This window comes from Helicobacter sp. 16-1353 (assembly GCF_003288815.1).
Classification (GTDB): domain Bacteria; phylum Campylobacterota; class Campylobacteria; order Campylobacterales; family Helicobacteraceae; genus NHYM01.
The window spans coordinates 1-24,575 of the sequence record NZ_NHYM01000004.1 but is presented as its reverse complement, the minus strand read 5'-3'; the positions used below and the strand labels follow the sequence as shown (position 1 = coordinate 24,575).

The following is a 24,575-nucleotide window of genomic DNA, read 5'->3' as shown; positions in this document are numbered from 1 at the left end:
TTTAGATTCCAAAAATGGGGGCGAAATGGGTGAGCTAAATATATTTATCTCAAATCCCGCCAAGCTAAGCATAAAGTCCAAGAATCTTAATATTAAAAGCTTAGAATCCAGCGAAGCGGAATCTTTAGATTCGCTAGATTCCCAAGATTCTAAAAACGCTAAAGCCCCAAGCGATGAGGTTTTTATCCCATTAGATAATATCTCTAGCATTATCGTTGATAATCCTATGTGCATTTTTACCCACACTTTGCTTGACTTTTTGGCTCAAAAAAATATCGTTTTAATTGTTTGCGATGATAAACATCTCCCAAGCGGGATTCTGCTCTCTCTTTTAAATCACTCCAAAACTTCACTTCATTTAAGAACGCAAATCAAGCTAAATTCAAAGACAAAAGCCACCCTTTGGCAAGAAATCATAAAAGTAAAAATCGCAAATCAAGCCGCCGTTTTAGAGATTTTGGGGAAGGAAAATAGCGAGGTTTTGCGGAAAATGGCAAAAAAGGTGCTATTAAACGACAGCTCAAACTTGGAGGCTTTGGCTGCTAGAATCTACTTTAGCTCCCTATTTAGCGAGGATTTTAAGCGGAGCAAAAGCGACTTTAAGAGGAGAGAGGAAAACATCATAAATGCGATGTTAAACTACGGCTATGCCATAATCCGCGCTAAAATTGCCCGAAGTATTTGTGCCAAGGGGCTATTGCCTAGCTTTGGGATTTTCCACGATAGTAGCTTGAATGCCTTTAATTTGGCAGATGATTTCTTGGAGGTTTTTCGTGGTTTTGTGGATATTTATGCTTATAAATACATTGAATTTACTTCGCGGAGGAGCAAAGCCCCTCCTTGCGACGAAGGGCGTTGCCCTTTCGAAACCCCTAAAGCTTCGGGGACTATCGCCCCGAGAAAAAGCATTAGCGATTTGCTTTGTAGCCCAAATGAGCTTAATAAAGAGGATAAGCTCTATTTGCTTGGAATCTTTAAAAAAGAAATTCCGCTAAATGGGAAAATGTATCTATTTGATAAGGGCATTGATGAGGTGATTTCGCAGTATTTGCGGATAGTTTTGGGTAAGGATTCTGCTCTCAAACTGCCGCTTTTAGATACGCGATTTTGCGATTAGGGGGCTAAAAATGGCAGATTCTACAAAGATTTTAGAATGAATTGCGAAGTATTTATGAGAATCCTAGTGATGTTTGACTTGCCGACGAATACAAAGGCGGAGCGAAAAAAAGCTGCAAGATTCCGCAAGGAGCTACAGAATCTGGGATTTTTTATGATTCAATACTCCGTGTATGTGCGTGTAGTGCGAGGAAATGAGCGACAGCAAAGCGTGGCGAACAAGGTCAAAGCCCACCTACCACCAAAAGGAAGCGTGCGAATGCTAACGATAACTGAAAAGCAATACGAAAATATGGATATCCTAATCGGTGAGCCAAAAAGTAAGAGCGAGAAAATCACGGGAGAGCAACTGCTATTTGAGTTTTAATTTAGATAGATTAATATTTTTGTGGTTTGTGCTGATTAAGATTCTATTTTAAAGTAGCTTTATAGTTTGGCTTGTATTTTAAAACTAGGTTTAAAATACAAGTGATGTCCTCTTAATTAAAAGAGTTATTTTAAAAGCAATCCCTAAGCCTCTAATTTGTATTTTGTAATTGTAGCATATGTATTTTAAAGTTATATTAAGCAATGAAAAATCTTAATATTTCCCAGCTTAACGCTACCCGTTAAGATTCTATTATACAGATTAGACGCTTAGGGGGCTCTTAAAACAGAATCCGCCAAAGTATTTCATAGAATCAATTATACAGATTAGACGCTTAGGGGGCTCTTAAAACAATTTTAAATTTGTCAATGATGAAAAAGAATTATACAGATTAGACGCTTAGGGGGCTCTTAAAACGATAGCTCACTTTTGCCTAGTGTAAGTAAATTATACAGATTAGACGCTTAGGGGGCTCTTAAAACCTAAGAAACAATAAAACGATAGAGATAATAATTATACAGATTAGACGCTTAGGGGGCTCTTAAAACTCGCCAGTATAACTAATTATTAAGTCATTTATTATACAGATTAGACGCTTAGGGGGCTCTTAAAACTAGTTCAGTCGATATAAGTAAATGGACGATATTATACAGATTAGACGCTTAGGGGGCTCTTAAAACATTTCATCGAAATTGATTATATACAAAGAATTATACAGATTAGACGCTTAGGGGGCTCTTAAAACGCTTATTATTCTATCAATTTCAATAACGCTATTATACAGATTAGACGCTTAGGGGGCTCTTAAAACATAGAAAACTACAAGATGTTTGTCTATAAGATTATACAGATTAGACGCTTAGGGGGCTCTTAAAACATCAAATTTGCGAAATTCAAATAATTAAAATTATACAGATTAGACGCTTAGGGGGCTCTTAAAACAGTTGTTATGCCAAATAGCGATTTACCAAAATTATACAGATTAGACGCTTAGGGGGCTCTTAAAACACCTTAAATCCGTTAACATTAATCTTAACAATTATACAGATTAGACGCTTAGGGGGCTCTTAAAACTAAGATGTTACAATTAACGGATGAATTGAATTATACAGATTAGACGCTTAGGGGGCTCTTAAAACGATGACGAATATTACAGGATTACGCTTGAATTATACAGATTAGACGCTTAGGGGGCTCTTAAAACACTTTCCTTCGCCGCCATTTAAACCTTTTAATTATACAGATTAGACGCTTAGGGGGCTCTTAAAATAAGATGGATAAAACAAACGGAGCGGAATATCATTTGAAATTAATTATATAAATTAGTTACTTATTATTCTACAAATACCCCATATTATCCCCTATCTCTTTCCCAAAAAATATCCCTCCATTTTACACTCATGTAGCAGAGTTTAACATTCCGTGTTCGATATTAGTCATTAATGCTTTCCCCATTTTTCACCCATATAGCTACCCTTACCCCTAATACCCATTAATAAGCCGTAGTTATTAGACATAGATAGATATGATTTTGTTGATTGATATTAGATAGTTTGTGGGTAGAATCTCCCATTTATAATGAGAGATTCTATATTAAATTTATATAGTAAGATTTGTTTGAAATTTTATCTTTCAAATTGGAATGGCTCACCTCGCACTTTAACGCAGTCTCCGCCAAAAAGTATAATCGACCAAGCACTTTCCCATACAGTTACATTTGTTAAACCCTCTGCTGGAAATCCATCTTTTGAGGCTTCTTCGAGCGCGTCTGCTGTTGCCGCGCTATGCCTATTTGCCGAGTTACCAAATGGAATACCAAGAAAGTAGAATAAGCAACTCTCTCCCTCTACATAATTCTCGTGTTTTTCCGTCGGTATTGGCACATTTCCTGTTGATACTATAGAATAATTCGCTAGATTCGTAGAGCACCCAACCAAAAAAACACCAAATATAGCCAATAAAATACCTTTCATTTTGTTTCCTTTCTTTTAATTTTTAATTAAACGCTTAATTATACCCCCCCCCATAAAACCAAGCTTAAAGATTGTTTTATAAGTTGATTTTGAGTGATTTATGCACTATGAAATAGCAAAAGATTCTCTTTATTCTTTGATTTTGTAGATTCTATTATTGAATGAAATCATTATTATTTTTTGGAATCTTTTTAGGAGATTTTATTGAAGTTTTTATATCTTTTAATGGTAGTTATTGGTATAAAGCTATAGATATTATCTATAGCTTATAATTATTTACAATGTGGATTTCGTGCATCTTTAATAGTGATAAATACTATTGATTGTGGCGGAATGGTTAGCTTAGAATCGTTATTTTTTATAGGGGATAATTTTGGTAGTTTATCATTAGATAGTTGCAATTTTGTATTATTTAATAGCACTGATGATGATGTGTTAATATCCCCATCAGCACTTAAAGTATATGTTTCTAGGGGCTTATCTGTAGATATAGAAAATGCCTCTTTGCTATCAATATTTAGTGCTATGATGGAAACTCCTCCCATATTATTTTTCATACATTGTGCATATAGATGTAGATTTGGATTAGTAGAAGAAATATCTAAGATAGTAGTTCCCATTAATCTACTCCATAGTAAAGCAGCCCAATAGTTAGGCTTAGGGTCATATGTTTTTTCATCTAATAGGCTATAGTCGCTAACTGCTAGGGTATTATGTGTTACAACTGAAACACCCTCTTTGGCTAAACGACCAAGTTGGTCAATATATCTAAATGTATCGAGAAATGTTCCAGCCCAAGGATTCCCACCACAGGCAGTTTCACCCGTTTCTGTAACCCAAATTTCTTTTCCCTTTAGATATTCATCTCGTAATTTTTTATAAAAATTAAAAGAATCATCAGTCCTACTTAGCCATTGATTGCTTAATGCTTCTTTAATGCTAGTTTGTGCGTATTCCTGCCCTTTCATATAGCATCGTTGAGATACTGCACCATAGTGATGATAAGAAAATGCATCAAATTTATTTGCACCGATATTTTTCATCATATCAGGTGTGCTTATGAATTCATTATTGCCGTAGAAAATATGCCATTTTCCTACATTTTCACCCACAGAGCCAGTCCCTAGAATCTTAATTTCGGGTGCATTTTTTCGCATAAATGAATAAAAAACATCAAAATCATTAGCATAATCTTTTGCCGAATATCCCTTAAATGCCCCTCCCATTTCAGCTAATGTCGGCTCATTCATAAATTCAGCAGCCACAATATTTCCGCCGTGTTTTTTAGTGAAATCAAGGAATATTTTGGCTTGTTTGCTATTCCATATTTTATTTTTATCACGCGTTCCATCACTAGTTGCAAATGAAGTGATTATGGGAGAATCCACTGATTTTGAAAAATTGATAAGTGATAGCCACTGCTCACCTGTAAGGACATTATTAAATCCTGATGGTGGTGCTTTTACTTTGCTATCTGGAGAAAAATATGTTGTATTAGCCCAAGTTCCGCTAACTCTAATGTAGGCAGGTGATAATGCTTTTGCTAACATTATAAGCTTTTTGTTGGTTAAATCTATCGGTGGGAGATATTCATAAATATCCGGATTCATTCCAGCTGGAATCCCCTTTTGGGTTGTGTTATCTTTTGTATTCTTATCTCCATAAGGTTTCCAAAAATATCCGCCGGTAAGCTCTACCATTTCTATATTATAGGATTGATAATGCTTATCTACAACCCCAATTTTTTTTAATTCACTAGTTTTTATTGATATATCATTGGCGAAACACACACTTGCTATAAGTGGGATTCCAATCGCCAATAAATTTATTTTTTTCATTTTTAATACTCCTTATAAAGATTTGCAATATTTTTTAAAATTTAAGATAGCACATAGAAGATTCAAGTATTAAAATAAGTTTCACCCGCCACCCATAAATTGCAAAAACTCGATTCTATCGCCATTATTTGGAAATGTGCTTTTATAATCTTCTCTTTTAACCAAATTACTATTTAATGCAATTGCAATAATCTTAGATTCTATATCTAGGGCTTCTAAAATCTCTTGTATGTTTTTTTGAGTATCAAAATTCATAGATGTTCCATTGATAAATAAAGTCATTTTTTCTCCTTTGTATTTGAATTAAAAAACTTATAATAAAATCCGCTTTTATTTTCTTGCTTTGCTCGTGAAATCACCAAATCGCCATCTTTTGCATTGCGAGAGACACTGCTTCCTGCAGCAATTAGCACATTTGAGCCAATCGTTAGCGGGGCGATTAGCTGACAATCACTTCCTACAAATACATTTTTACCGATTATCGTTTTATGCTTTTTTACTCCATCATAATTACAGGTAATCACCCCTGCACCGATATTTGTCCCGCTATCAATCTCACTATCGCCAATATAGCTTAAATGCCCCGCTTTTACGCCATTTAGATTTGATGCTTTTATCTCTACAAAATTACCGATATGAGAATCTAAAATAGTTGATTTAGGGCGGATTCTAGCAAATGGTCCAATTGTGCTATTTTCTATTATACTATTTTCGATTATGGTGTTTGAGTGGATTATGCTATTTATGATTTTAGTGTTACCTTTTAACACGGAGTTACTCTCAACCTCGCATTCTCCTATAAACTCCACATCGCATTCAATATAAATACTTTGTGGAATCCTTAAAGTTACGCCATTTTTCATTGCTCTTAATCGAATCTTATCTAGCATAAGATTCTCCGCTCTAGCTAAATCAATCTTAGAATTAACACCGATAAATATCTCTTCCTTAGCTTTTATACCCAAAATATCGCAATTATCATTTCTAGCTAAGCTTATTATATCTGTTAGATAAAATTCATTTTGTTTATTATTAGATTCTAGGATTGGGAGATATTTAGACAAAATATCCTTTTTAATGCAGTAGATTCCGCCGTTCGCAAATCGTATTTGTTGTATCTCTAAAGATGCGTCTTTTTCTTCGATTATTTCTATGACCTTATCATCATTTAGGACTACTCGACCATATCCACTTGCATTTTCCAGCTCTAATATTCCAAGTGTAATATCAAAATCACTATTAATAAAATCTTGCAATGTTGCAGATTCTACAAGTGGCATATCACCGCTTAAAATTAATGTTTTATGGTATTTTATATCGATTAAATCTTTTGGATTCTCGCCATATCCTTTCATCAAAGCCCCAGCAGTTCCGGGATATGATTGATGATTTTGTAGGTGAAAGTGAAAATTGTTATTTGGGTATTTATCATTTAGAATCTGCTTGATTAACTCTGCTTCGTTATATAGGATTATGTGAATATCATCGCTAATTTTACTAACTTCATCGATAATACAAGCTAACATTTCTTTCCCGCAAATCTTATGCAAAACTTTTGGGATTTTAGATTTCATTCTAGTGCCGAATCCAGCACTTAAAATAATGACAGATGTTGAAAATTCTATCACTTAATATTCCTTGATTTGTATTTATACAATTTTAACACAATAAAAGCTATAATCTCAAATTAAGGTAAAATTCTATTGTTTGGAAGGTTTAATTTTAATTTAGGAGTTGCAACTCTATGGATTTAGGGACCATTATAGGGTTATTTCTTGTTACATTGCTTATGGTTGGTGCTATGGCACTTGGCGTCGGTGTGCAAGTATATATTGACTTTCCGTCTGTTTTAATCACCATTGGTGGCTCAATATCTGCATTATTAATTGCTTTTAAATTAGAGCAAATGAAAAATATCTTTAAATATGTAGGTATAGCATTTAAGCCACATCAATACAATATCCCGGTTTTAATAAAAACGATAGTTGAATATGCGATAAAAGCTCGTAGAGATGGGATTCTCTCGCTGGAACAAAATGTAAATCAAGAGGAAAATGATTTCTTAAGAAAAGGGCTTAGTATGGCGGTTGATGGCTCAGAGCCAGATTCTATTAGGGAATTGCTAGAAATCGATATGGAACAAAGCTTAGCTAGGCATAATGGCAATGCCGATATTTTCGATACTTGGGCGGCTTTGGCTGGTTCTTATGGTATGCTTGGGACACTTATTGGGCTAGTTGCGATGCTTGTAAATATGAGCGACCCTAGCTCGATTGGTCCTGCGATGGCGGTTGCGTTAATTACGACATTATATGGCTCATTGATAGGAAACACGATAGGAACGCCTATTGCAAATATATTGAGAATCCGTGCACAAGATGAAGCGTTAATGAAACTATTGGTAATCGAGGGGATAATATCCATACAAGCAGGAGATAATCCTAGGGTTTTGGAAACAAAATTATTATCATTTCTTCCACCAAGCAAACGAATTAGTCAATTTGACTAATAGCTCTTAAATAATGAAAAAGATTACAAGCGAAAAAAAATTCAGCGGATTGCCATTATGGCTTGGGACATTTGGCGATATGATGAGCTTATTGCTTACTTTTTTTATTTTGCTTTTATCAATGGCGACTTTTGATGCAAGAAAGCTAACAGAAGCAGAGGCTAGTATAAAAGGGGCGATGAGTATATTAGAGGGTGGTATTAAAATCGAGCCTAGTAAGAATAGAATAACACTCCCAGCAGATATAACCATTCCCCCAGAGTTTGCCGAAGAAGTTAGAATGATAGAGCAATCCATCATAGATTTTAATGAAATGCCAAATGTATCGCAAGGTCAAGCAAGTATTATGGGAGATGGGGTAAATGGATTTATAATCACACTACCAGCAAATATCGTATTTGATGATAATTTCCAAATAAACGAAGATAGTAGATTATTTCTAAAGCGAATCGCACAAATCGCCACAAAAATGCCAAAAAATACACAAGTTGAAGTGCTAGGTAAATCAAATATATCAACAGCCCAAATAAATTTGGATAGAGCCTCAAATATCGCACTTAGCATAGGTAGAGCTCTTTATAGTTTAAATATTAATGGTAATAAAATTAATATCATAGGAAAAGAAGATAAAAGTTTAGATTCTAGTAAGGAGGGCGAAATAATCAATATTAGATTCTACGCAAAAGATATTCCTATCGAAAAAACAAAAGGTATATTAGATAGATAATGTTTAGATTTATACTAGTTTTTATTTGCGTGATAAATATCGCCTTTGGTGCACTAGATGAAAATGGGAATCTAATAATGGAGGGCGTCCCAAATACCAATATCGCTCCGCTAGATTCCCCGCAAAATGCCACGAATCCGCCGATAAATTCCCCCACAATCCCAACTGTAAATCTCTCGCTCTCCGCTCCACAAGAGCCCGGCGATTTAGTAACGACGCTAAATATCGTAATTATCATAACGCTTTTAGTTTTGGCTCCATCGCTCGTTCTTGTGATGACTAGCTTTACTAGGATTATTATCGTGCTTGGATTTTTAAGGACAGCGATGGGCACACAGCAATCGCCACCAACGCAGATTCTAGTATCCCTAGCGTTGATTTTAACTTTTTTTATTATGGAGCCAGTGGCAACGGAGGGCTATACAAATGGCATAAAGCCATATATCGCAAAGGAGATTCCATATGATGAGGCGTTTGTCCGCACGGTAAAGCCTTTTAAGGAATTTATGCTAAGAAATACGAGGGAAAAAGATTTAGCCCTATTTTTTAGAATCCGTAATTTGGAAAATCCCCAAACAATAGAAGATGTCCCGCTAACCGTGCTTCTTCCGGCATTTATGATAAGTGAGCTAAAAACGGCATTTCAAATTGGATTCTTGCTTTACTTGCCATTTTTGGTAATTGATATGGTGGTAAGCTCACTATTAATGGCACTTGGAATGATGATGTTGCCACCGATTATGATTTCATTGCCTTTTAAGATTCTAATTTTTATATTAGTAGATGGATTTAATTTACTTGTGGGGAATCTTGTCCATAGTTTTAAATAATTTTATAAAAACATATTGTATTTATAAAGATTTAATAGTAAAATACGCAAATTTAATCTATAAAATATAAGGAACTATTATGAAATTTAGCACAAAAGCAGTAATAACAGCTGAAAATCCAAACCTAAGCGGCGAAACCTCAAGCGATGTAATAAGCCCCATACATTTATCCAGCACTTTTGCAAAAGCCGATTTTGAAAGCACTACAGGGGGGCACGGATATTCAAGACTTACAAATCCCACAAGAGAAGTAATAGAAAATAAATTAGCAGCTTTAGAAAATGCAAAATATGCGATTTGTTATGCTAGTGGTCAAGCAGCGGAATGTGTTACTTTACTTAGCTTTTTAAAATCAGGCGATGAAATACTATGTTTTGATGATATTTATGGTGGCACTAGGCGATTGCTAAGTAAGGTTTTTGATAGTTTTGATATAAATGTAAGATATATTGATATGACGATTATAGAAAATGTAGAATCCGCAATCACAAGTAAAACAAAGGCTATTTGGTTAGAATCTCCAACAAATCCACTTTTGCAGATTTGCGATATAAAAGCTATTTGCGGTATTGCAAAAAAACATAATATCCTAAGTATTGTTGATAATACATTTGCAACTCCTTTTTTACAAAAACCACTTGATTTGGGTGCTAGTATCGTAGTCCATAGTATGACAAAATATATTAACGGGCATAGTGATAGCATTGCTGGGGCAGTTGTGCTAAATGATGATGAATTATATGAGCGATTACGATTTGTATCAAATTCTACGGGAATGGTTTTATCGCCATTTGATTCATATCTAAATGCAAGAGGTTTAAAAACATTACAAATAAGAATGGAAAAACATTGTGATAATGCCCTAAAAATAGCACAATTCTTGGAATCTCACAATAAAATCAAAAAAGTAATATACCCCGGGCTTAGCTCACATCCGCAACACAAACTAGCAAAAGAGCAAATGAATGGGCTTTTTGGCGGTGTGGTTTCTGTGTATTTAGATGCAGATGATAAGCAAATGGAAATATTTGCCAAGAATCTTGATATTTTTATTTTAGCTGAAAGCTTGGGCGGCGTGGAAAGCCTTTTTGGTTGTCCTTATTATATGAGTCATGGAAGCGTAGATGAGAGCATTAAAGAACAATTAAATATCACTAAAAATCTACTTAGATTATCTATCGGTATCGAAAATATAGATGATTTAATAGAGGCATTAAAATCTGCTTTAAATAAAATATAGAGCAAGATTTATCAAAGGAATATAATGAGATTTATACATATATTTTTAATAAGCATATCATTATTTATAATCGGCTGTGGCGGTGAAAATAGCAAAGAAAATACACAAACCCCACAAGTAACGATAAAAGTTGGCAGTGAAGGGGCTTATAAACCATTTAGCTATGTAGATAAAGATGGGAAAATAACAGGATATGATGTAGAGGTTTTACGATTATTACAAGAAATAGATTCCACTCTATCATTTGATTTTAATTATGCACCTTGGAATTCGCTATTTTTGGGGCTAGATTCCGCTAGGTTTGATATGTTGGCGAATCAAATCATAAAGACAAAGGAACGCGAAGAGCGATATTTGCTTAACAATAATAGTTATTTTGTCTCAACCTCGCAATTTATAACAAGAAGCAATGACAATACTATAAATTCTACAAATGATTTCAAAGGCAAGATTGCAGGTGGCGTTGTAGGCTCAGCACATACGAAGATACTAGAAGATTGGAATAATAAAAATGGAAAAATCCTAGAAATACGATATTACAAGGATTTAAGTCCGCTTTTACAAGATTTGGTAAATAAGCGTATAGATGTGCATTTGAATGACCCAGCAAGTATCATTGATATTGTAAGAGAGCAGAATCTAGCATTAAAAATACTAGATGAGAGAATCTCACAAAGCAATGTTTATTTTATATTTAGAAAAGAGGATAAATCAAAAGAGTTAATAGACAAAATCGATACAGCATTGCAAAAAGCCAAAGATTCAGGGAAGCTTAGCGAATTGTCAATTAGATTTTTCGGTATAGACCAAAGCAAATAAATGCAATTATTCGATTTTGAATATGCCCTAAGTGCCATTCCAGCTATTTCAAAAGGTGTTCCTTTATCCTTAGCGATAGCTATTGTGGGGTTTATCGTAGGCTCTATTGTTGGATTGATATTAAGTCTTATTAGGATATATAAGATTCCCGTTTTATTTCAATTAGCGACAATCTATATATCATTTTTTCGTGGCATTCCCGTTTTGGTGCAAATATTTTTGGCATACTATGGGATTCCGCTTGTGATTAGGTATTTTAATCAAAAATATGGATTAGATATTGATATATCAAATATCGGGGCAATTTATTTTATGTATCTCGTTTATTCCCTCTATTGCTCTGCTTATTTAAGCGAAATTTTTCGTAGTGCTATACTTAGCATAGATAAAGGACAATTAGAGGCAAGTTATAGCGTAGGAATGACTACAGCACAAAGTCTAATACTCATAATCCTGCCTCAAAGCCTATTATTAGCCCTACCAAATATATTGAATTTCTTTATAATGTTGATAAAAGAAACATCGCTAGTATTTGCTGCTTCCGTTCCGGAGATTATGGGAGTAGCGACACTAGAAGCAGATAGAAGCTCAAAATTCCTAGAAGTATATATAATCGCAGCATTATTTTATTGGACTATAAGTATTGTTTTGGAAAAAATATTTGCCATCTTAGAAAAGCGAGTAACAACATATAAGAAAATCGTAGGTGCTAAATGATAGAAATAACAAATCTAAATAAAAGTTTTAATAAACATCTCGTTTTAGATTCCATTAATCTACATATTGCTAAGAATAAGATTTATGCCATTCTTGGGCGAAGTGGTAGTGGGAAAAGCACACTTTTACGATGTATAAACCTACTTGAGATTCCAGATAGTGGGCATATGAAAATAAGGGATTTAGATATAGATTTTAGCAATATCCATAAAAATGATATGTTAAAGATTAGAAAAAATGTAGGAATGGTTTTTCAAAACTATAATCTATTTGCAAATAAAACAGCATTACAAAATATAACGCAGTCCTTAATAACTGTTCATAAATACAGCAAAGCGAAAGCAAATGAGATAGGATTTGAGTATCTAAATATTGTTGGGCTAAGTGATAAGGCAAATCATTATCCAAGTATGTTAAGTGGCGGACAACAGCAAAGGATAGGCATAGCTAGGGCTTTGGCGTTTAATCCGGAGATTATATTATTTGATGAGCCTACAAGTGCCCTTGACCCAGAGCTTGTTGATGAGGTGCTAAATGTCATTAAAATCATTAAAAATAAAACAATGATTCTAGTAACACATGAGCTTAATTTTGCTAGAAAAATCGCTAATGAGATTATATTTATGAGTGATGGAAAGATAATAGAGCAGAGCACACCAGAAGCATTTTTTAATCATCCACAAACCCAAAGGGCAAAAATGTTTCTAAGTAAATTTAATAATAATGTAGATTATGTGATTTAATTAGATTCTAGCTTTAGCTAGAATCTAATATTTTTTAGAATTTATAACTCATTTGAGTCCAGAATCTTTGAGCATTGATTTGCCCGAAAACTACCGCATAGTAAGCAGTAACTTTAGCTTGTTTAGTGATATTTATATCTATAGATGGAGTTACTTCATAGAAAGTTCTATTGCCATGATTAGTCGAAGTTATCTTATCTCCATTAGGAGCTTTGTCAGCATCAACTGTGTAGTGGTTTTTACCGCTGATTCCAGCTATATCTAATCCAATATCTACAATAGATACTTTAGAAGTAAGAGCTAGATACCATACATTTATATGGGTATTGTCAAATCCACCATCACCAAATGCGGAGAATCCACTTCTACCATCCCCCCAGTTGTCAAACCAGTATTTACCACCTTTGGAGAATGCCCCTTCATTATTTACAGATACACCATATCCATTAGCAAAGCTACCTACAAAGCCCACTCTAACACCAAATTCTTGAATAGGCTTAGCTGAGAATTGAAGTGTATAAAGACCTCTTGCACTTGCACCATTAGCACCACCATCAAAGAATGGTCCTGCTAATCTAGTTGCACCACTATAGTTTCCCCCATATCCTAATTTTAATGTTGGGCTATTATACATATCTGTATATGCTATTTGAGCTTTAAATTGATATGTGCTACCAATAGCTATCTCACCAAATACGGAATTTAGCAATTTATCTGCATTAAAATACCATACTTGGAAAGTAACAGGGTCATAGTTTCCTATAAATGCAACTGCAGATAGATTATTTCCAAAACTACTTCCTCTAGTATCAACTTCAGGGTTAGTAGTTCCTCTAACTGACATTACACCACTAATATACTCGTGGTCTGCCGCCCAGCTATCGAAGAATGCAGCAGCCATAGTTAGCCCACTAACATCGGAGTTTGTTACCTGCACACCTAAACCTCTATCAGTAGCAGCACTAGTTATAGGAGTAGCTAACTTTAGCTTCCCAGCGACTATAGAAGTTTTACTAGCTTCAAAAGCATATTTACCATATAGTGTGCTAACACCAAAAGCATTTCCACCAGTCGTAAATAAATCTCTAGTTGCCCTTGAGCCACCTACATTACCATCGGATTTACTTCCTTGTGTAGGTGTTCCGCCATAGTGGTAGAAAAGCCCTAAGTTAAAGCTAAATCCTTCTATACTACCGCTATTCAAATCTGCCACAACCCTTGATACAAATCCTTGACCACCAGCATTTCTACCGCTATTGGAAATATATCTAAAAAATGCTGAACCATCTATCGAAGCACCTTTAATAAGCTCTTCAATAGGTGCAGCACTCAAAGATGAAGCTGCCAAAGCCAAAGCTGTAACTAATGAAATCTTCTTCATATTCTTAATCTCCTTGTTTTTAGTTGGAACGGCTAATATTATAGCCAAAAAAATTTCTTTATTTAAACAACAAACACAAAAAAATCATAGAATCTTGACAAAAAATCATAGAATCTTTATAAAAACACCTAATTTTATGCAAAATTGGATATTTAAAAGCCATATAAAATTTAATTTGGAGAATCTATTGCTTGATAGTTAGAAGTGTATCAATCATTCTATCTATTGTAGTTATGACTTTGGCATTTGCGGCATATCCGCTTTGGAATTTGATTAGATTTACCATTTCTTCATCAATGCTAACTTGACTAATGGCTAAAAATTCTTTTTTTACAGCAGCTAGAACGGATTGCTTTGTGTCGCCTAAAACTTGAACTTCATTGGTATCTGTGGCGACTTTGCCTGTAACAAATTGAAAATATTGTGGGATACTCATCTCTTGCTTTGCCCCACGCACGGGATAAAACTCGCTATTATTATGTTGCAATTCTAACATCATAGTAGCTATGTCAAAATTCCCACTAACAGGAGCTTTCCACTGGCGAATCAAAGTTGGGTCATTGACATATGTAGTATTTAATGCAATATCATTTGCATTACTTCCATCAAAAAAGCGATTAATACCTATTGCCCCGGTGAAATTGCTCCCCTTATCCTCGATACTAACATTTAATCCCATCGAGCTATCTTTTGGTAATATTTGAAATTGCCTTGCTTCATCATCATAATACGCTGTAAAATAATCATCAAAATCATTTAGCGGATTATTGTCATTCTTATCATCAGTGTTTTTATTTAGAGTATTTACAATATCTTCCATTGTGGTAATTCCATCAATTTGGATACTTTTGCGAAGCATCTCGTTACCTTTTGTATCATAAACTATTACATCAAATCCGCCATTTTTAATATTGTAGATAGAATTTGACAAAACATCATCTTTACTTATTGCTAATACTTCACTTTTTATCTCATTTGTCGCACTTTGTGCATATATCCCATTTGTAGCCTCGATAAATCCTCTTGCAAATGTGTCTAGATTATTGATATATTCTTGGAGTTTGCCAATCTTTCCGCCATTTTTCCCATATGCTACTAAATCTAGCAATGCCCCACTTTTTCCGCCTGTGATTTTATCTGTAATATCAACTCTTTTAAAATCATCTCCTTGGAAATATATGCTATAAAGCCCGTTTTCATTGTCGCTATTATCGATGATAATTGGGTGGTGGATTGGACCATCTACGATATTAAATCCTCCTGCGATATTTAGCGTATATCCATAGTCAAAATCCGCACTCTCGCTATTTAGCTTGGATTGGCTTTTTAGCTTATCTTTGAAAACATTATTACTAATTAATTTAGAGAGATTAAATTCTAATTCATCTCGCCTATCACGCAGTTCATTTGCTTGTTTTAGCTCTCTAGAATCTTCCATTTCGCCTAATTTTTTATTGATTTCTGCGATTTGTTTTCCTATGGAATTAATCTCTTCAATCGTAACTTTTAATTCCTCGCTTTGCTTTACTTGGAGTTCAAAAAGTCGTCGCCTCGTGTCTTTGATATTGGTTATTAGCGTTTGGGTATTTTGTGCTAAAACTTGCTTTTGTGCTGGGTCGGAGGCGTTTTTCTCAACATCTTTCCATGCATTAAAATACTGCTCAATATCATTATAAATTCCAACGCCATCGACTTCCGGGAAAAATGCCGAAGCCTCTCTTAAAGTGGTAAATTCTGTATCGTAAAATTGTGCGTCGCTTGCGGCTTTTCTATATCGTGAGAATGTAAATTCATCGTGGATTCTCTGGATTGTTTCTATATCTACGCCACGACCTAAATTATACTTTTGAAAATAAAGTGGCTTTTCTGGGCTAACTACAACTCGCTGCCTTGAGTAAAATTCATCACTTGCATTTGCGATATTATTGCCCGTTACATCAACCATTAATTGATGTGCATTAAGTCCTGTTTGTGATGTGTTTAATGATGATAAGATTCCGCCCATTTTAAACTTCTTAGGCTTCTATATGTAGTAAATCTACTTTTGAATAAGATTTATTTGAGTATCCATCTCTTTGGCTTGGCACAATGGATTCTAGTAATGAATTATAAAATTCATAAACTGCTACAACACTTTTTGCATAATGCTTATTCAAATCTCGCAATATTTTTAGATTATTCCGCATTTTATCTATTAATATAGCAGTGTTGGAATCTAGTAGCTCTTCTATATTTTTATTTGGATTTTCTTTTGCGAGTCTAAGCATTTCATCTTTTGCTAGATTTTTATTATGCTCAAATGAAAAAATAGTTTTATTTTTAGATTCTAGTCGCGAAAAAATAGCTTCGTGATTAGCTTCTTTTATGTCGTTAATATCAAGATTGCTGATATTTATCAAATATTCTAAATCACTTACAGCATCACTTAAGAATTTATGCAACATAGAATCTACCTTTATAAATATTTAATTATTTTAAAAGCAAATCTTGTGCCATTTTATCGGCACTCTTTTCTACATCAACTTTATATGTTCCATCATCAATTTGTTTTTTAATATCTTCTACTTTTTTAGTATTATCAATTCCATTTGCGTTCTCAACAACATTGGCTGCACTCGATATATTTGTAGTAGAATCTTGTTTTTTGGTATTAGTATCGTTTGGCTGAGATTGCTGTGTATGTGTGGTTAATGTGCTAGGCAATCCACCTGTTCTAATTATCATTATAGATTCTCCTTAAAAAATTCTCCATTATATTTACTTTAAGAATATGGCTTGGATTCTTAAAGTAAATTTTTAACAAAAGTAAGAATAAATCGTCATAATTTTGCTTTCACTTAAAAGATTTAGAAATTTCTTGTAAGAAATCATCAATGCCAATACTTTGATTTACTGGCGTATCTTTAGAGCCTGCAAAAATACTTACACTTGAATTTTTATAATTATATATGTATAAGCCCGCGAAAAATATTCCATATAAAAATACTAAAAATGCCATCGAAGGGAAAATCCAATCTTTCATTATATACCTCGTAAAATTACAAAATTACATTGTAAATATATCGCAATTATGTAAATAATTTATTAAAATGAAATTTATTGTATAATTCTGCTTTTAGATTTTAATTTTATCTATCAAGGAATGTTGTGATACTTAAAAATCTTGTTTGTATATTGTTGTTTAGCACATTTAGCTTTGCTGCAACTAGTAATAATTATATCTGGGAAAAGGGATATACCTTTTTAAAATTCCTAGAATCTTATAATATACCAGCTAGTGTATATTGGAATCTATATGGCGAAGATAAAGAGCTTACAGCAGAGATTTACGCAGGAGTTAGGTATTATACTCTTGTAGATAAAGATGGCTCATTACTACAAGCTTTAATCCCATTAAATGACGAAACACAAATCCATATATTTAAAAATAATGATACTTATAGTGTGGATTTTATCCCTGTGAAATATTTCTCCTCGACAAATTCAATTGCATTAGCTATTCAAAAATCCCCTTATCAAGATTTAGTCGAATTAAGTGGCGATACAAATCTAGCAAATGAGTTTATTAATATCTACAAAAATGCCATTGATTTTAGCAAGAGTGTTATAAAAAATGATAAATTAGCATTAATTTACCATTACAAATACCGACTTGGGCGAAATTTTGGGAATCCTGAAATAAAAGCATCATTAATTGAAACAAATAAAAAACCAAATTTTCTTTTTGCGTTTAATGATGGGAAATATTACAATGAAAAAGGCAATGAAGTAACGGGATTATTTTTACAAGTTCCAGTTAGAAATGCCAGAATCTCATCAAGATTCTCCCTAAGTAGAATGCATCCTATATTGAAAGTTCGTCGTCCACATTATGGCGTTGATTATGCCGCACCGATAGGCACAAGTGTTAGAGCTGCAGCTAGTGGCAGGGTAATATTTGCAGGAAGTAAATCTGGATATGGTAGGGTTGTGGAAGTAACCCATAATAATGGCTTAAAAACCTTATATGCGCATTTACATCAAATCAATGTCAAAAAAAATCAAAGTGTAAAAGCAGGGCAAGTTATTGGTAAGGTTGGCAATAGTGGCTTAAGCACGGGACCGCATTTGCATTTTGGTTTATATAAAAATAATAAACCTATAAACCCACTCTCAAATATAAAATCCACAAAGAGTGTTTTATCAAAAGCGCAGAAAAAAGAATTTTTAGAGATTGCAAAAAACTATGAAGATAAGTTAAGAATAGCCATAATGGATAATTTTAGCGGTGAATCTCCAAGTTATTTTGCATATAATAAAAATGTCAATAGATACTAAAAGCATAAGAATCTATGATTGCAAGGATTCTAAATATATAAAAATCAAACAAATGTCTTATATCGAAGATGGAATCCAAAAAACTTGGGATATAGTCAGCTCCCACGATAGTGTTTCTATTTTGCTTTATAATAAAGATAATCGCTCTATTATTATTGTTAAGCAGTTTCGCCCAGCAGTATTTCTAAGAAATAATAATGGATATATGTATGAATTATGCTCCGGATTAGTTGATAAAGCAAATAAAACAATAGAAGAAATCGCCATAGAAGAAGTTTATGAAGAATGTGGATATAAGGTAGATTCTGTTACAAAAATAGCAGAATTTTACTCATCTGTTGGCACAAGTGCTAGTAGGCAGAGTATATTCTATGCAGAAATAACAAACAATGACAAAGTGGCTTGTGGAGGCGGTGTTGATAATGAATGTATAGAGATTATTGAGATTCCGCTAAATCAAATAAAAGATATACTAAATAAGCCAAATATCACGCCATCAATTGGATTTGCATTTATGTGGTTTATTTTTAATAAAAATATTAAAGAATGAAAATGAAAAAAATATTATTTTTAACACTAATTGTGTTTTTGTTTGTGTCTTGTAGTGATGATAAATCAGCAAAGAAAAAGGAATCTTATTCGTTGATTAGCTTGGATTCTAAGAAGATTATATTTGATAGGAGAGAAGATATTTTATCTACAAACTATAATAAACCCTATCTTTTGGTATTTTTAAGCACTTGGTGTGATTATTGTTTAGGACAGGCACAGCATTTGGCGAATCTAAATGAAGAATTTAGCGATAATATAAATATATATGGAATCTTTGTAGATAAAGATGAGAATATAGATGAACTAAAAAAGTTTGTGGCAGATTCTAATACGAAATTTACTTGGTTTTACAAAGGCGATATAGCACATTTAGTGGATTTCTATCATATCAAAACTTTTCCATTCCTACTTTTATATGATAAAAATGGGAATCTTATAATGAGCTATGATGGAATCACCCCTGAAGAAATGATAGCATTTGATATAAAAAAAATATTACAAGAAGTAAAATAATGTTTTCTTTTTTTAAAAATACTAAATCTTCACAAGAAGTAATTACAAAAGATTTGCTTGAAGAGCGATTAATTGAAAGTGATATTGAATATGATATTGTCGAGAAAATCCTAGATTCTACAAATGGAAAAATCAAAAGAAGCGAATTAGAAGTAAATCTCCTTAGATTCCTAAATAAGGAAAGTTTCTATGATACATTATCATTAAGGCAGATTACCACAAAACCATTGATATATCTAATTATTGGTGTAAATGGTGCGGGTAAAACTACTACAATAGCGAAGCTTGGCAATATCTATAAAAAGCAAAATAAAAAGGTGATTTTTGGTGCAGGAGATACATTTCGTGCGGCAGCTTCTTCGCAGCTTTGTGCTTGGGGCGAGAGATTGGATATTCCCTGTGTAAGCTCTAAATTTGGTGCAGACCCCTCATCTGTGGCATTTGATACAATAAATGCAGCAAAAGCAAGGGATATGGATATAGCATTAATAGATACAGCGGGGAGATTAGATAATAAAATTAATCTTAAAAATGAATTGATAAAAATATCAAATACCTGCTCAAAAACATTAAATGGTGCGGAATTTTATAAAATACTTGTTCTTGATGGCACACAAGGCACACAGGCAATAAGTCAAGCAAAAGTTTTTAATGAATCATTAAATATTGATGGTATAATCATCACTAAAATGGACGGCACAAGCAAAGGCGGTAGCCTTATTAGCATAATGTCTACCTTGCGATTGCCTATTTTATATGTGGGTATAGGCGAGGGGAAAGATGATTTTATACCTTTTGATTTGGATTGGTATATGAAAAATCTATTAGATTATATTTTTTCACAAGATTAATTCCTATGGCGAAAAAACAATCAAGTGTTTTTGAATGCCAACATTGTGGAGCACAAAGCACAAAATGGTCTGGTAAATGTGTAAATTGTGGCTCTTGGGATAGTTTAATAGAAATAAAACAAAAAGATTTAGAGATTATACGAAAAGCGGATTCTATATTGAATCTAGAAAATCAAGCTATTTCTATTAAGAAAGTAGAAATTGATATTGTTGATAAATTTAGCTCACTTGAGAGCGAATTAGATATTGTTTTAGGCGGTGGGATAGTTCCCGGTGGACTTTATCTAATAGGTGGAAGCCCGGGTGTGGGAAAATCCACATTATTATTAAAAACCTCAATAAATCTATCAAAAAATAAAAATGTGCTATATGTAAGTGGCGAGGAAAGTGCTGCACAAATACGATTAAGGGCGGAGAGACTTGGTAAGATTGAGGAGAATCTATATTTATTAAATTCCATTGATTTAGAAAGTATCGAGCAGAATCTCCGCTCTAAAAAATATCAAATCTGCGTAATAGATAGCATTCAAACAATGTTTAGTTCTGCTATCTCATCTGCTCCGGGCTCTGTGTCGCAGGTTAGAGAATGCACATTTTTATTGCTTCGCTTAGCAAAGGAATTGCAAATTAGCATTTTTATAATCGGGCATATTACCAAAGAGGGTTCAATTGCTGGACCTAGAATCTTAGAGCATATGGTGGATTGTGTGCTGTATTTTGAGGGCGACCCAAGTCGTGAGATAAGAATCCTAAGGAGTTTTAAAAATCGCTTCGGGGCAACCAATGAAATAGGCATATTTGAAATGGGACAAAAAGGATTAATAAGTGCCAAAGATGCTTCAAAAATGTTTTTTAGCCAAAAAGATTCAATGTCTGGAAGTGCGATTAGCGTAATTTTAGAGGGTAGCAGACCGATTGTATTGGAGATTCAAGCTCTTGTTAGTGAAAGCTCATTTCCTCGTCGCTCTGCTACAGGATTTGAATTAAATCGCTTAAATATGCTTTTAGCCTTATTGGAGCGTAAATTGGAGTTTCCATTTGGTAGATATGATGTATTTATAAATGTTGTAGGTGGTATGAAAATCAATGAAACTGCGGTGGATTTGGCTTTAGTTGCTGCAATCATATCATCATATAAAAATCGCCCATTAAATTCTAAAAGTGCATTCATAGGCGAAGTAAGCCTTGTTGGCGATATAAGAGAAGTTAGCAATATTGATTTACGATTAAAAGAGTTGGAATCTTATGGATTTACTAATGTGATTATCCCAAAAAAGCCGAAAAATCGCTATGGATTAAAGATATTTGAGGTATTAGATGTAACAAAAATCTTACAATGGATGTAGAGTAGTATAAAAAATTCATCGATTTTTAAACTTTATTTTTGTTAAAAACTATTATAATTCCATCTTTATTTTAAAAAAAGGACAAATATGTTGGAAGGAATAATTAGAGAGAGTGTTTCGAAGTCCTCAAATAAGGCTTTAAGAAATGATGGTTATCTAATAGCAAATATCTATGGTAAAGGCACAGAAAATATACATTGTGCATTTAAAACTAATGAGTTTATAAAAACTTTAAAGACAAAAAAAGGTATTGTTTTTCAAGTAAAAGTTGGTGAAAAAACCTTAGATGTTGTTGTTCAGGAGTATCAAAAAGACCCTGTTACTTCAAAAATTTTACATGTGGATTTACTACTCGTTCAAAAGGGAATCCTAACAAACTTTAAGATTCCAGTTGTGCTAGAGGGAAATGCAGTAGGTGTAAAAAATAAGGGTATTTTGTTATTTTCTAAAAAGAGAATCGCCGTAAAATGCCTACCAGAAAATCTAGTAGATAATATTAAGATTGATGTTACGAAGCTTGATATTGGTGATGCGATTTTAATACGCGATTTAGGAGAATTAGAAAATATAAAAATTATAGAAAAGCCTAATGTGGCTATTGTTGGAGTTATAAAGGCTAAATAACAATTGAAACTTGTAGTAGGTCTCGGGAATCCGGGTGCTAAATATCAATACACAAGGCATAATATAGGCTTTATGGCACTTGATTATTATATTCAAGATGCCAGCTTCAAACTACCATTTATAAACGATAAAAAATTTCAATCCCAGATTATAAAAACAAATAATGCCATATTTATCAAACCTCAAACCTATATGAATCTCTCTGGAGTAGCACTAAAAGCAGTTAAAGATTTTTATAAAATAGAACAAATAATGGTTATCCACGATGATTTGGATTTGGCTTTGGGGGCTATTAGATTAAAATTTGGTGGTGGAAGTGGCGGACATAATGGGCTAAAATCCATCGATGAATATATCACAAAAGATTATTTAAGACTTAGGATAGGCATTGGACGACCGCCTAAAAATACCCAAGATTCTACAAATATCGAAAATATTATTCAAAAAGATGTTATTGACTATGTGCTAGAAAAATTTAGCACAAATGAGCTAGAATCTTTGCAGAATATTTTTGAAATAACAAAAAATGCAATAGAATCTTTTATAAATGATGAAAGTTTAATGTCCTTACAAAATAAATATACACGCAATGTGATTTAGGAATAATATGCTTTTTAGGTTTGTAGGCTTTATTTATCTTAAGTTTATATTTCTCATTTTTATCGCATTGCAAATATTTTTTATGGGAATTGATATATTAAAATATTCGGATAACCTACCTGAATCTGCGAATTTATTTGTTTTATTTATCGCATATGATTTTTTATATGCTTTAAATTACACATTCCCAATCGCTACTTTACTAGCTTCAATCGTTACTTATATTATGTTGATTAAGTCAAATCAGCTAACGGCGATTCTATCTATTGGATACTCAAAAAAGAATATTTTATTTCCAATTCTATTAATATCTATTATTTTAAATCTATTTTATATCGGGCTTAATGCAACGCCATTTGTTTATGCACAGGAAAATATCGATAATATCATACAAAGAGGTGGTATTAATGACGCAAAAACGGATATTTTAGTCAAGCATAATAATAACTATGTTTATATTGGCAAGATTTTCCCAATATTGCAAAAAGCAGAAAATATCAAGGTTTTTGAAACGGAGGGTTTATTTGTAAATAGATTTATAGAATCTAGCGAAGCACAATTCGATGGCACTTGGTGGAATCTTAAAACTGCCACTATAACATCTATCCCAAAAAATCTAGAATTCAATAAGGATAATCTAAAAATACAAGAAGTCCAAAACTATCAAATACTAAAAAACTTTAAACCAAAAATACTAGATACCATCTATCAAAACAAACCAAATGTCTCAATAACTGATGCTTTTAATGCATTTATTTTACTCTCAAATCAAGATTCCAGCACAGATAAAATCCGCTCCATTTTATATTCATTTATAGCTATTCCATTTTCTATCCCATTTTCTATCATCATCATATCTTTTTATGTCCCTAATCTCTTAAGATATACCAATCTAGCAAAATTAGGATTTATATTTGTGTTATTTTGTTTGATTATATGGGGATTATTCTTTATGCTTACTAAGCTATCTATAAGTGGATTTTTATTTCCAGAAGTTGGTGTTATTATTCCACTTATTCTATTCATTTCTATCTCCCTTTATTATTACAAACAAATATAATATACAATTTTATACATTTATTTAAAGAATTATTAAAAAAATATTGTTTATAATTCATTTATTATATTATTTAATATTCGTTAATATTATTTAATTGTATATTTCTATTAATAAAGGGGGATAAATATATGAAAAGAAATGCTTTCTCAATGATTGAATTAGTTTTTGTTATTGTTATACTAGGAGTTTTAGCCGCAGTTGCTGTTCCTAGATTTGTAACAACTAGGACAGATGCACAAGTTGCAATGCTAAGAAGTGATATAGCCTCAACGCTAAAAGCAATTCCAGCTAGAATCTTCGCTGAGAATCTAGACCCAACAGCTTCTGCTCCAACAGGATTCTCAAGCTGGGGTGAATGGATAATAGATACAGGTGGATTAGATAGAGGTAGATGGGTGGCAATGACAATAGGAAATCAAAGTGGAGTTGCACCATTTGCAACATCAAATACT

General features: G+C 33.1%; 27 protein-coding genes and 1 CRISPR repeat array. Of the genes, 18 read left to right on the top strand and 9 right to left on the bottom strand.

From position 1 onward, the window contains the following. Positions 1–25: 25 nt before the first annotated feature. The gene (cas1, locus tag CCY99_RS03260) at positions 26–1,117 is read left to right on the top strand and encodes a type II CRISPR-associated endonuclease Cas1 (protein ID WP_112059984.1); all 1,092 of its coding nucleotides are present in this window, start codon (positions 26–28) and stop codon (positions 1,115–1,117) included. A 36-nt stretch (positions 1,118–1,153) separates the two neighbouring features. After that, positions 1,154–1,483: a CRISPR-associated endonuclease Cas2 gene (gene cas2, locus CCY99_RS03255; RefSeq protein WP_181646812.1), complete on the top strand. Its 330-nt coding sequence runs from the start codon at positions 1,154–1,156 to the stop codon at positions 1,481–1,483. Positions 1,484–1,734: 251 nt separating this feature from the next. Next, a CRISPR array of direct repeats spans positions 1,735–2,753; the repeat unit is 36 nt; unit sequence ATTATACAGATTAGACGCTTAGGGGGCTCTTAAAAC. Between the two features lie 355 nt (positions 2,754–3,108). Here the strand turns inward: cas2 and CCY99_RS03250 are convergent. From CCY99_RS03250 to glmU, 4 genes are all read right to left on the bottom strand, one after another. Next, on the bottom strand, positions 3,109–3,456 hold the full coding sequence (locus CCY99_RS03250; RefSeq protein ID WP_112059983.1) for a hypothetical protein: 348 nt from the start codon (positions 3,454–3,456) through the stop codon (positions 3,109–3,111). Positions 3,457–3,728: 272 nt separating this feature from the next. Next, the gene (locus tag CCY99_RS03245) at positions 3,729–5,294 is read right to left on the bottom strand and encodes a hypothetical protein (protein ID WP_112059982.1); all 1,566 of its coding nucleotides are present in this window, start codon (positions 5,292–5,294) and stop codon (positions 3,729–3,731) included. 81 nt (positions 5,295–5,375) lie between these two features. Next, positions 5,376–5,576 carry a sulfur carrier protein ThiS gene (thiS, locus tag CCY99_RS03240; RefSeq protein WP_112059981.1) on the bottom strand — a complete coding sequence of 67 codons (201 nt, stop codon included), beginning with the start codon at positions 5,574–5,576 and terminating at the stop codon, positions 5,376–5,378. Further along, the gene (gene glmU / locus CCY99_RS03235; RefSeq protein WP_346436787.1) at positions 5,573–6,922 is read right to left on the bottom strand and encodes a bifunctional UDP-N-acetylglucosamine diphosphorylase/glucosamine-1-phosphate N-acetyltransferase GlmU; all 1,350 of its coding nucleotides are present in this window, start codon (positions 6,920–6,922) and stop codon (positions 5,573–5,575) included. Before glmU ends, thiS begins: the two co-directional genes overlap by 4 nt. A 116-nt stretch (positions 6,923–7,038) precedes the next feature. Here glmU and CCY99_RS03230 point away from each other — a divergent pair, with 116 nt between their 5' ends. The 7 genes from CCY99_RS03230 (at position 7,039) to CCY99_RS03200 (ending at position 12,879) form a co-directional block, all read left to right on the top strand. Beyond that, entirely contained in the window at positions 7,039–7,803 is a 765-nt protein-coding gene (locus CCY99_RS03230; protein ID WP_112059980.1) for a motility protein A, read from the top strand. Between the two features lie 13 nt (positions 7,804–7,816). Further along, positions 7,817–8,530, top strand: coding sequence for a flagellar motor protein MotB (locus CCY99_RS03225; protein ID WP_112059979.1), 714 nt, complete (start codon positions 7,817–7,819; stop codon positions 8,528–8,530). A 77-nt stretch (positions 8,531–8,607) separates the two neighbouring features. Then, the gene (fliP, locus tag CCY99_RS03220) at positions 8,608–9,360 is read left to right on the top strand and encodes a flagellar type III secretion system pore protein FliP (protein WP_112060110.1); all 753 of its coding nucleotides are present in this window, start codon (positions 8,608–8,610) and stop codon (positions 9,358–9,360) included. Between the two features lie 79 nt (positions 9,361–9,439). Beyond that, the gene (locus CCY99_RS03215) at positions 9,440–10,600 is read left to right on the top strand and encodes a PLP-dependent aspartate aminotransferase family protein (protein WP_112059978.1); all 1,161 of its coding nucleotides are present in this window, start codon (positions 9,440–9,442) and stop codon (positions 10,598–10,600) included. A gap of 24 nt (positions 10,601–10,624) precedes the next feature. Next, positions 10,625–11,419, top strand: a complete 795-nt coding sequence (locus CCY99_RS03210; RefSeq protein ID WP_112059977.1) for a transporter substrate-binding domain-containing protein — start codon at positions 10,625–10,627, stop codon at positions 11,417–11,419. Next, positions 11,420–12,136 (top strand): amino acid ABC transporter permease, encoded by a 717-nt coding sequence (locus tag CCY99_RS03205; protein WP_112059976.1) that lies wholly within the window; start codon positions 11,420–11,422, stop codon positions 12,134–12,136. Further along, a complete protein-coding gene (locus CCY99_RS03200) occupies positions 12,133–12,879 on the top strand; it encodes an amino acid ABC transporter ATP-binding protein (RefSeq protein ID WP_112059975.1) in 747 nt (248 codons plus the stop codon). The genes CCY99_RS03205 and CCY99_RS03200 overlap by 4 nt, the downstream gene beginning before the upstream one ends. 34 nt (positions 12,880–12,913) lie before the next feature. On the opposite strand, the gene CCY99_RS03195 is transcribed toward CCY99_RS03200, so the two are convergent. The 5 genes from CCY99_RS03195 to CCY99_RS03170 all read right to left on the bottom strand — a co-directional run bounded on the left by CCY99_RS03195 (position 12,914) and on the right by CCY99_RS03170 (position 17,282). Beyond that, on the bottom strand, positions 12,914–14,260 hold the full coding sequence (locus tag CCY99_RS03195) for a major outer membrane protein (RefSeq protein WP_112059974.1): 1,347 nt from the start codon (positions 14,258–14,260) through the stop codon (positions 12,914–12,916). Positions 14,261–14,444: 184 nt separating this feature from the next. Continuing rightward, the gene (flgK, locus tag CCY99_RS03185) at positions 14,445–16,265 is read right to left on the bottom strand and encodes a flagellar hook-associated protein FlgK (RefSeq protein ID WP_112059972.1); all 1,821 of its coding nucleotides are present in this window, start codon (positions 16,263–16,265) and stop codon (positions 14,445–14,447) included. Positions 16,266–16,275: 10 nt separating this feature from the next. After that, on the bottom strand, positions 16,276–16,704 hold the full coding sequence (locus CCY99_RS03180; protein ID WP_112059971.1) for a hypothetical protein: 429 nt from the start codon (positions 16,702–16,704) through the stop codon (positions 16,276–16,278). Between the two features lie 25 nt (positions 16,705–16,729). Further along, complete coding sequence (gene flgM / locus CCY99_RS03175) at positions 16,730–16,984, bottom strand: flagellar biosynthesis anti-sigma factor FlgM (protein ID WP_112059970.1); 255 nt, start codon at positions 16,982–16,984, stop codon at positions 16,730–16,732. 109 nt (positions 16,985–17,093) lie between these two features. Beyond that, the gene (locus CCY99_RS03170; RefSeq protein ID WP_112059969.1) at positions 17,094–17,282 is read right to left on the bottom strand and encodes a hypothetical protein; all 189 of its coding nucleotides are present in this window, start codon (positions 17,280–17,282) and stop codon (positions 17,094–17,096) included. A 125-nt stretch (positions 17,283–17,407) separates the two neighbouring features. On the opposite strand from CCY99_RS03170, the gene CCY99_RS03165 reads away from it, so the two are divergent. From CCY99_RS03165 to CCY99_RS03125, 9 genes are all read left to right on the top strand, one after another. After that, the gene (locus tag CCY99_RS03165) at positions 17,408–18,577 is read left to right on the top strand and encodes a peptidoglycan DD-metalloendopeptidase family protein (protein ID WP_258443229.1); all 1,170 of its coding nucleotides are present in this window, start codon (positions 17,408–17,410) and stop codon (positions 18,575–18,577) included. After that, on the top strand, positions 18,561–19,127 hold the full coding sequence (locus tag CCY99_RS03160) for an NUDIX domain-containing protein (protein WP_146744924.1): 567 nt from the start codon (positions 18,561–18,563) through the stop codon (positions 19,125–19,127). Before CCY99_RS03165 ends, CCY99_RS03160 begins: the two co-directional genes overlap by 17 nt. A gap of 2 nt (positions 19,128–19,129) precedes the next feature. After that, entirely contained in the window at positions 19,130–19,642 is a 513-nt protein-coding gene (locus CCY99_RS03155; protein ID WP_181646811.1) for a TlpA disulfide reductase family protein, read from the top strand. Next, complete coding sequence (ftsY, locus tag CCY99_RS03150; RefSeq protein WP_112059966.1) at positions 19,642–20,493, top strand: signal recognition particle-docking protein FtsY; 852 nt, start codon at positions 19,642–19,644, stop codon at positions 20,491–20,493. Before CCY99_RS03155 ends, ftsY begins: the two co-directional genes overlap by 1 nt. A 5-nt stretch (positions 20,494–20,498) precedes the next feature. Next, on the top strand, positions 20,499–21,839 hold the full coding sequence (gene radA / locus CCY99_RS03145; protein WP_112060108.1) for a DNA repair protein RadA: 1,341 nt from the start codon (positions 20,499–20,501) through the stop codon (positions 21,837–21,839). A gap of 87 nt (positions 21,840–21,926) precedes the next feature. After that, positions 21,927–22,463, top strand: a complete 537-nt coding sequence (locus tag CCY99_RS03140; protein WP_112059965.1) for a 50S ribosomal protein L25/general stress protein Ctc — start codon at positions 21,927–21,929, stop codon at positions 22,461–22,463. A 3-nt stretch (positions 22,464–22,466) separates the two neighbouring features. Then, complete coding sequence (gene pth / locus CCY99_RS03135; protein WP_112059964.1) at positions 22,467–23,063, top strand: aminoacyl-tRNA hydrolase; 597 nt, start codon at positions 22,467–22,469, stop codon at positions 23,061–23,063. 7 nt (positions 23,064–23,070) lie between these two features. Further along, positions 23,071–24,123 (top strand): LptF/LptG family permease, encoded by a 1,053-nt coding sequence (locus CCY99_RS03130; protein WP_112059963.1) that lies wholly within the window; start codon positions 23,071–23,073, stop codon positions 24,121–24,123. Between the two features lie 128 nt (positions 24,124–24,251). Further along, positions 24,252–24,575: type II secretion system protein (locus CCY99_RS03125; protein ID WP_146744923.1), on the top strand; the 324-nt coding region annotated here is incomplete at its 3' end.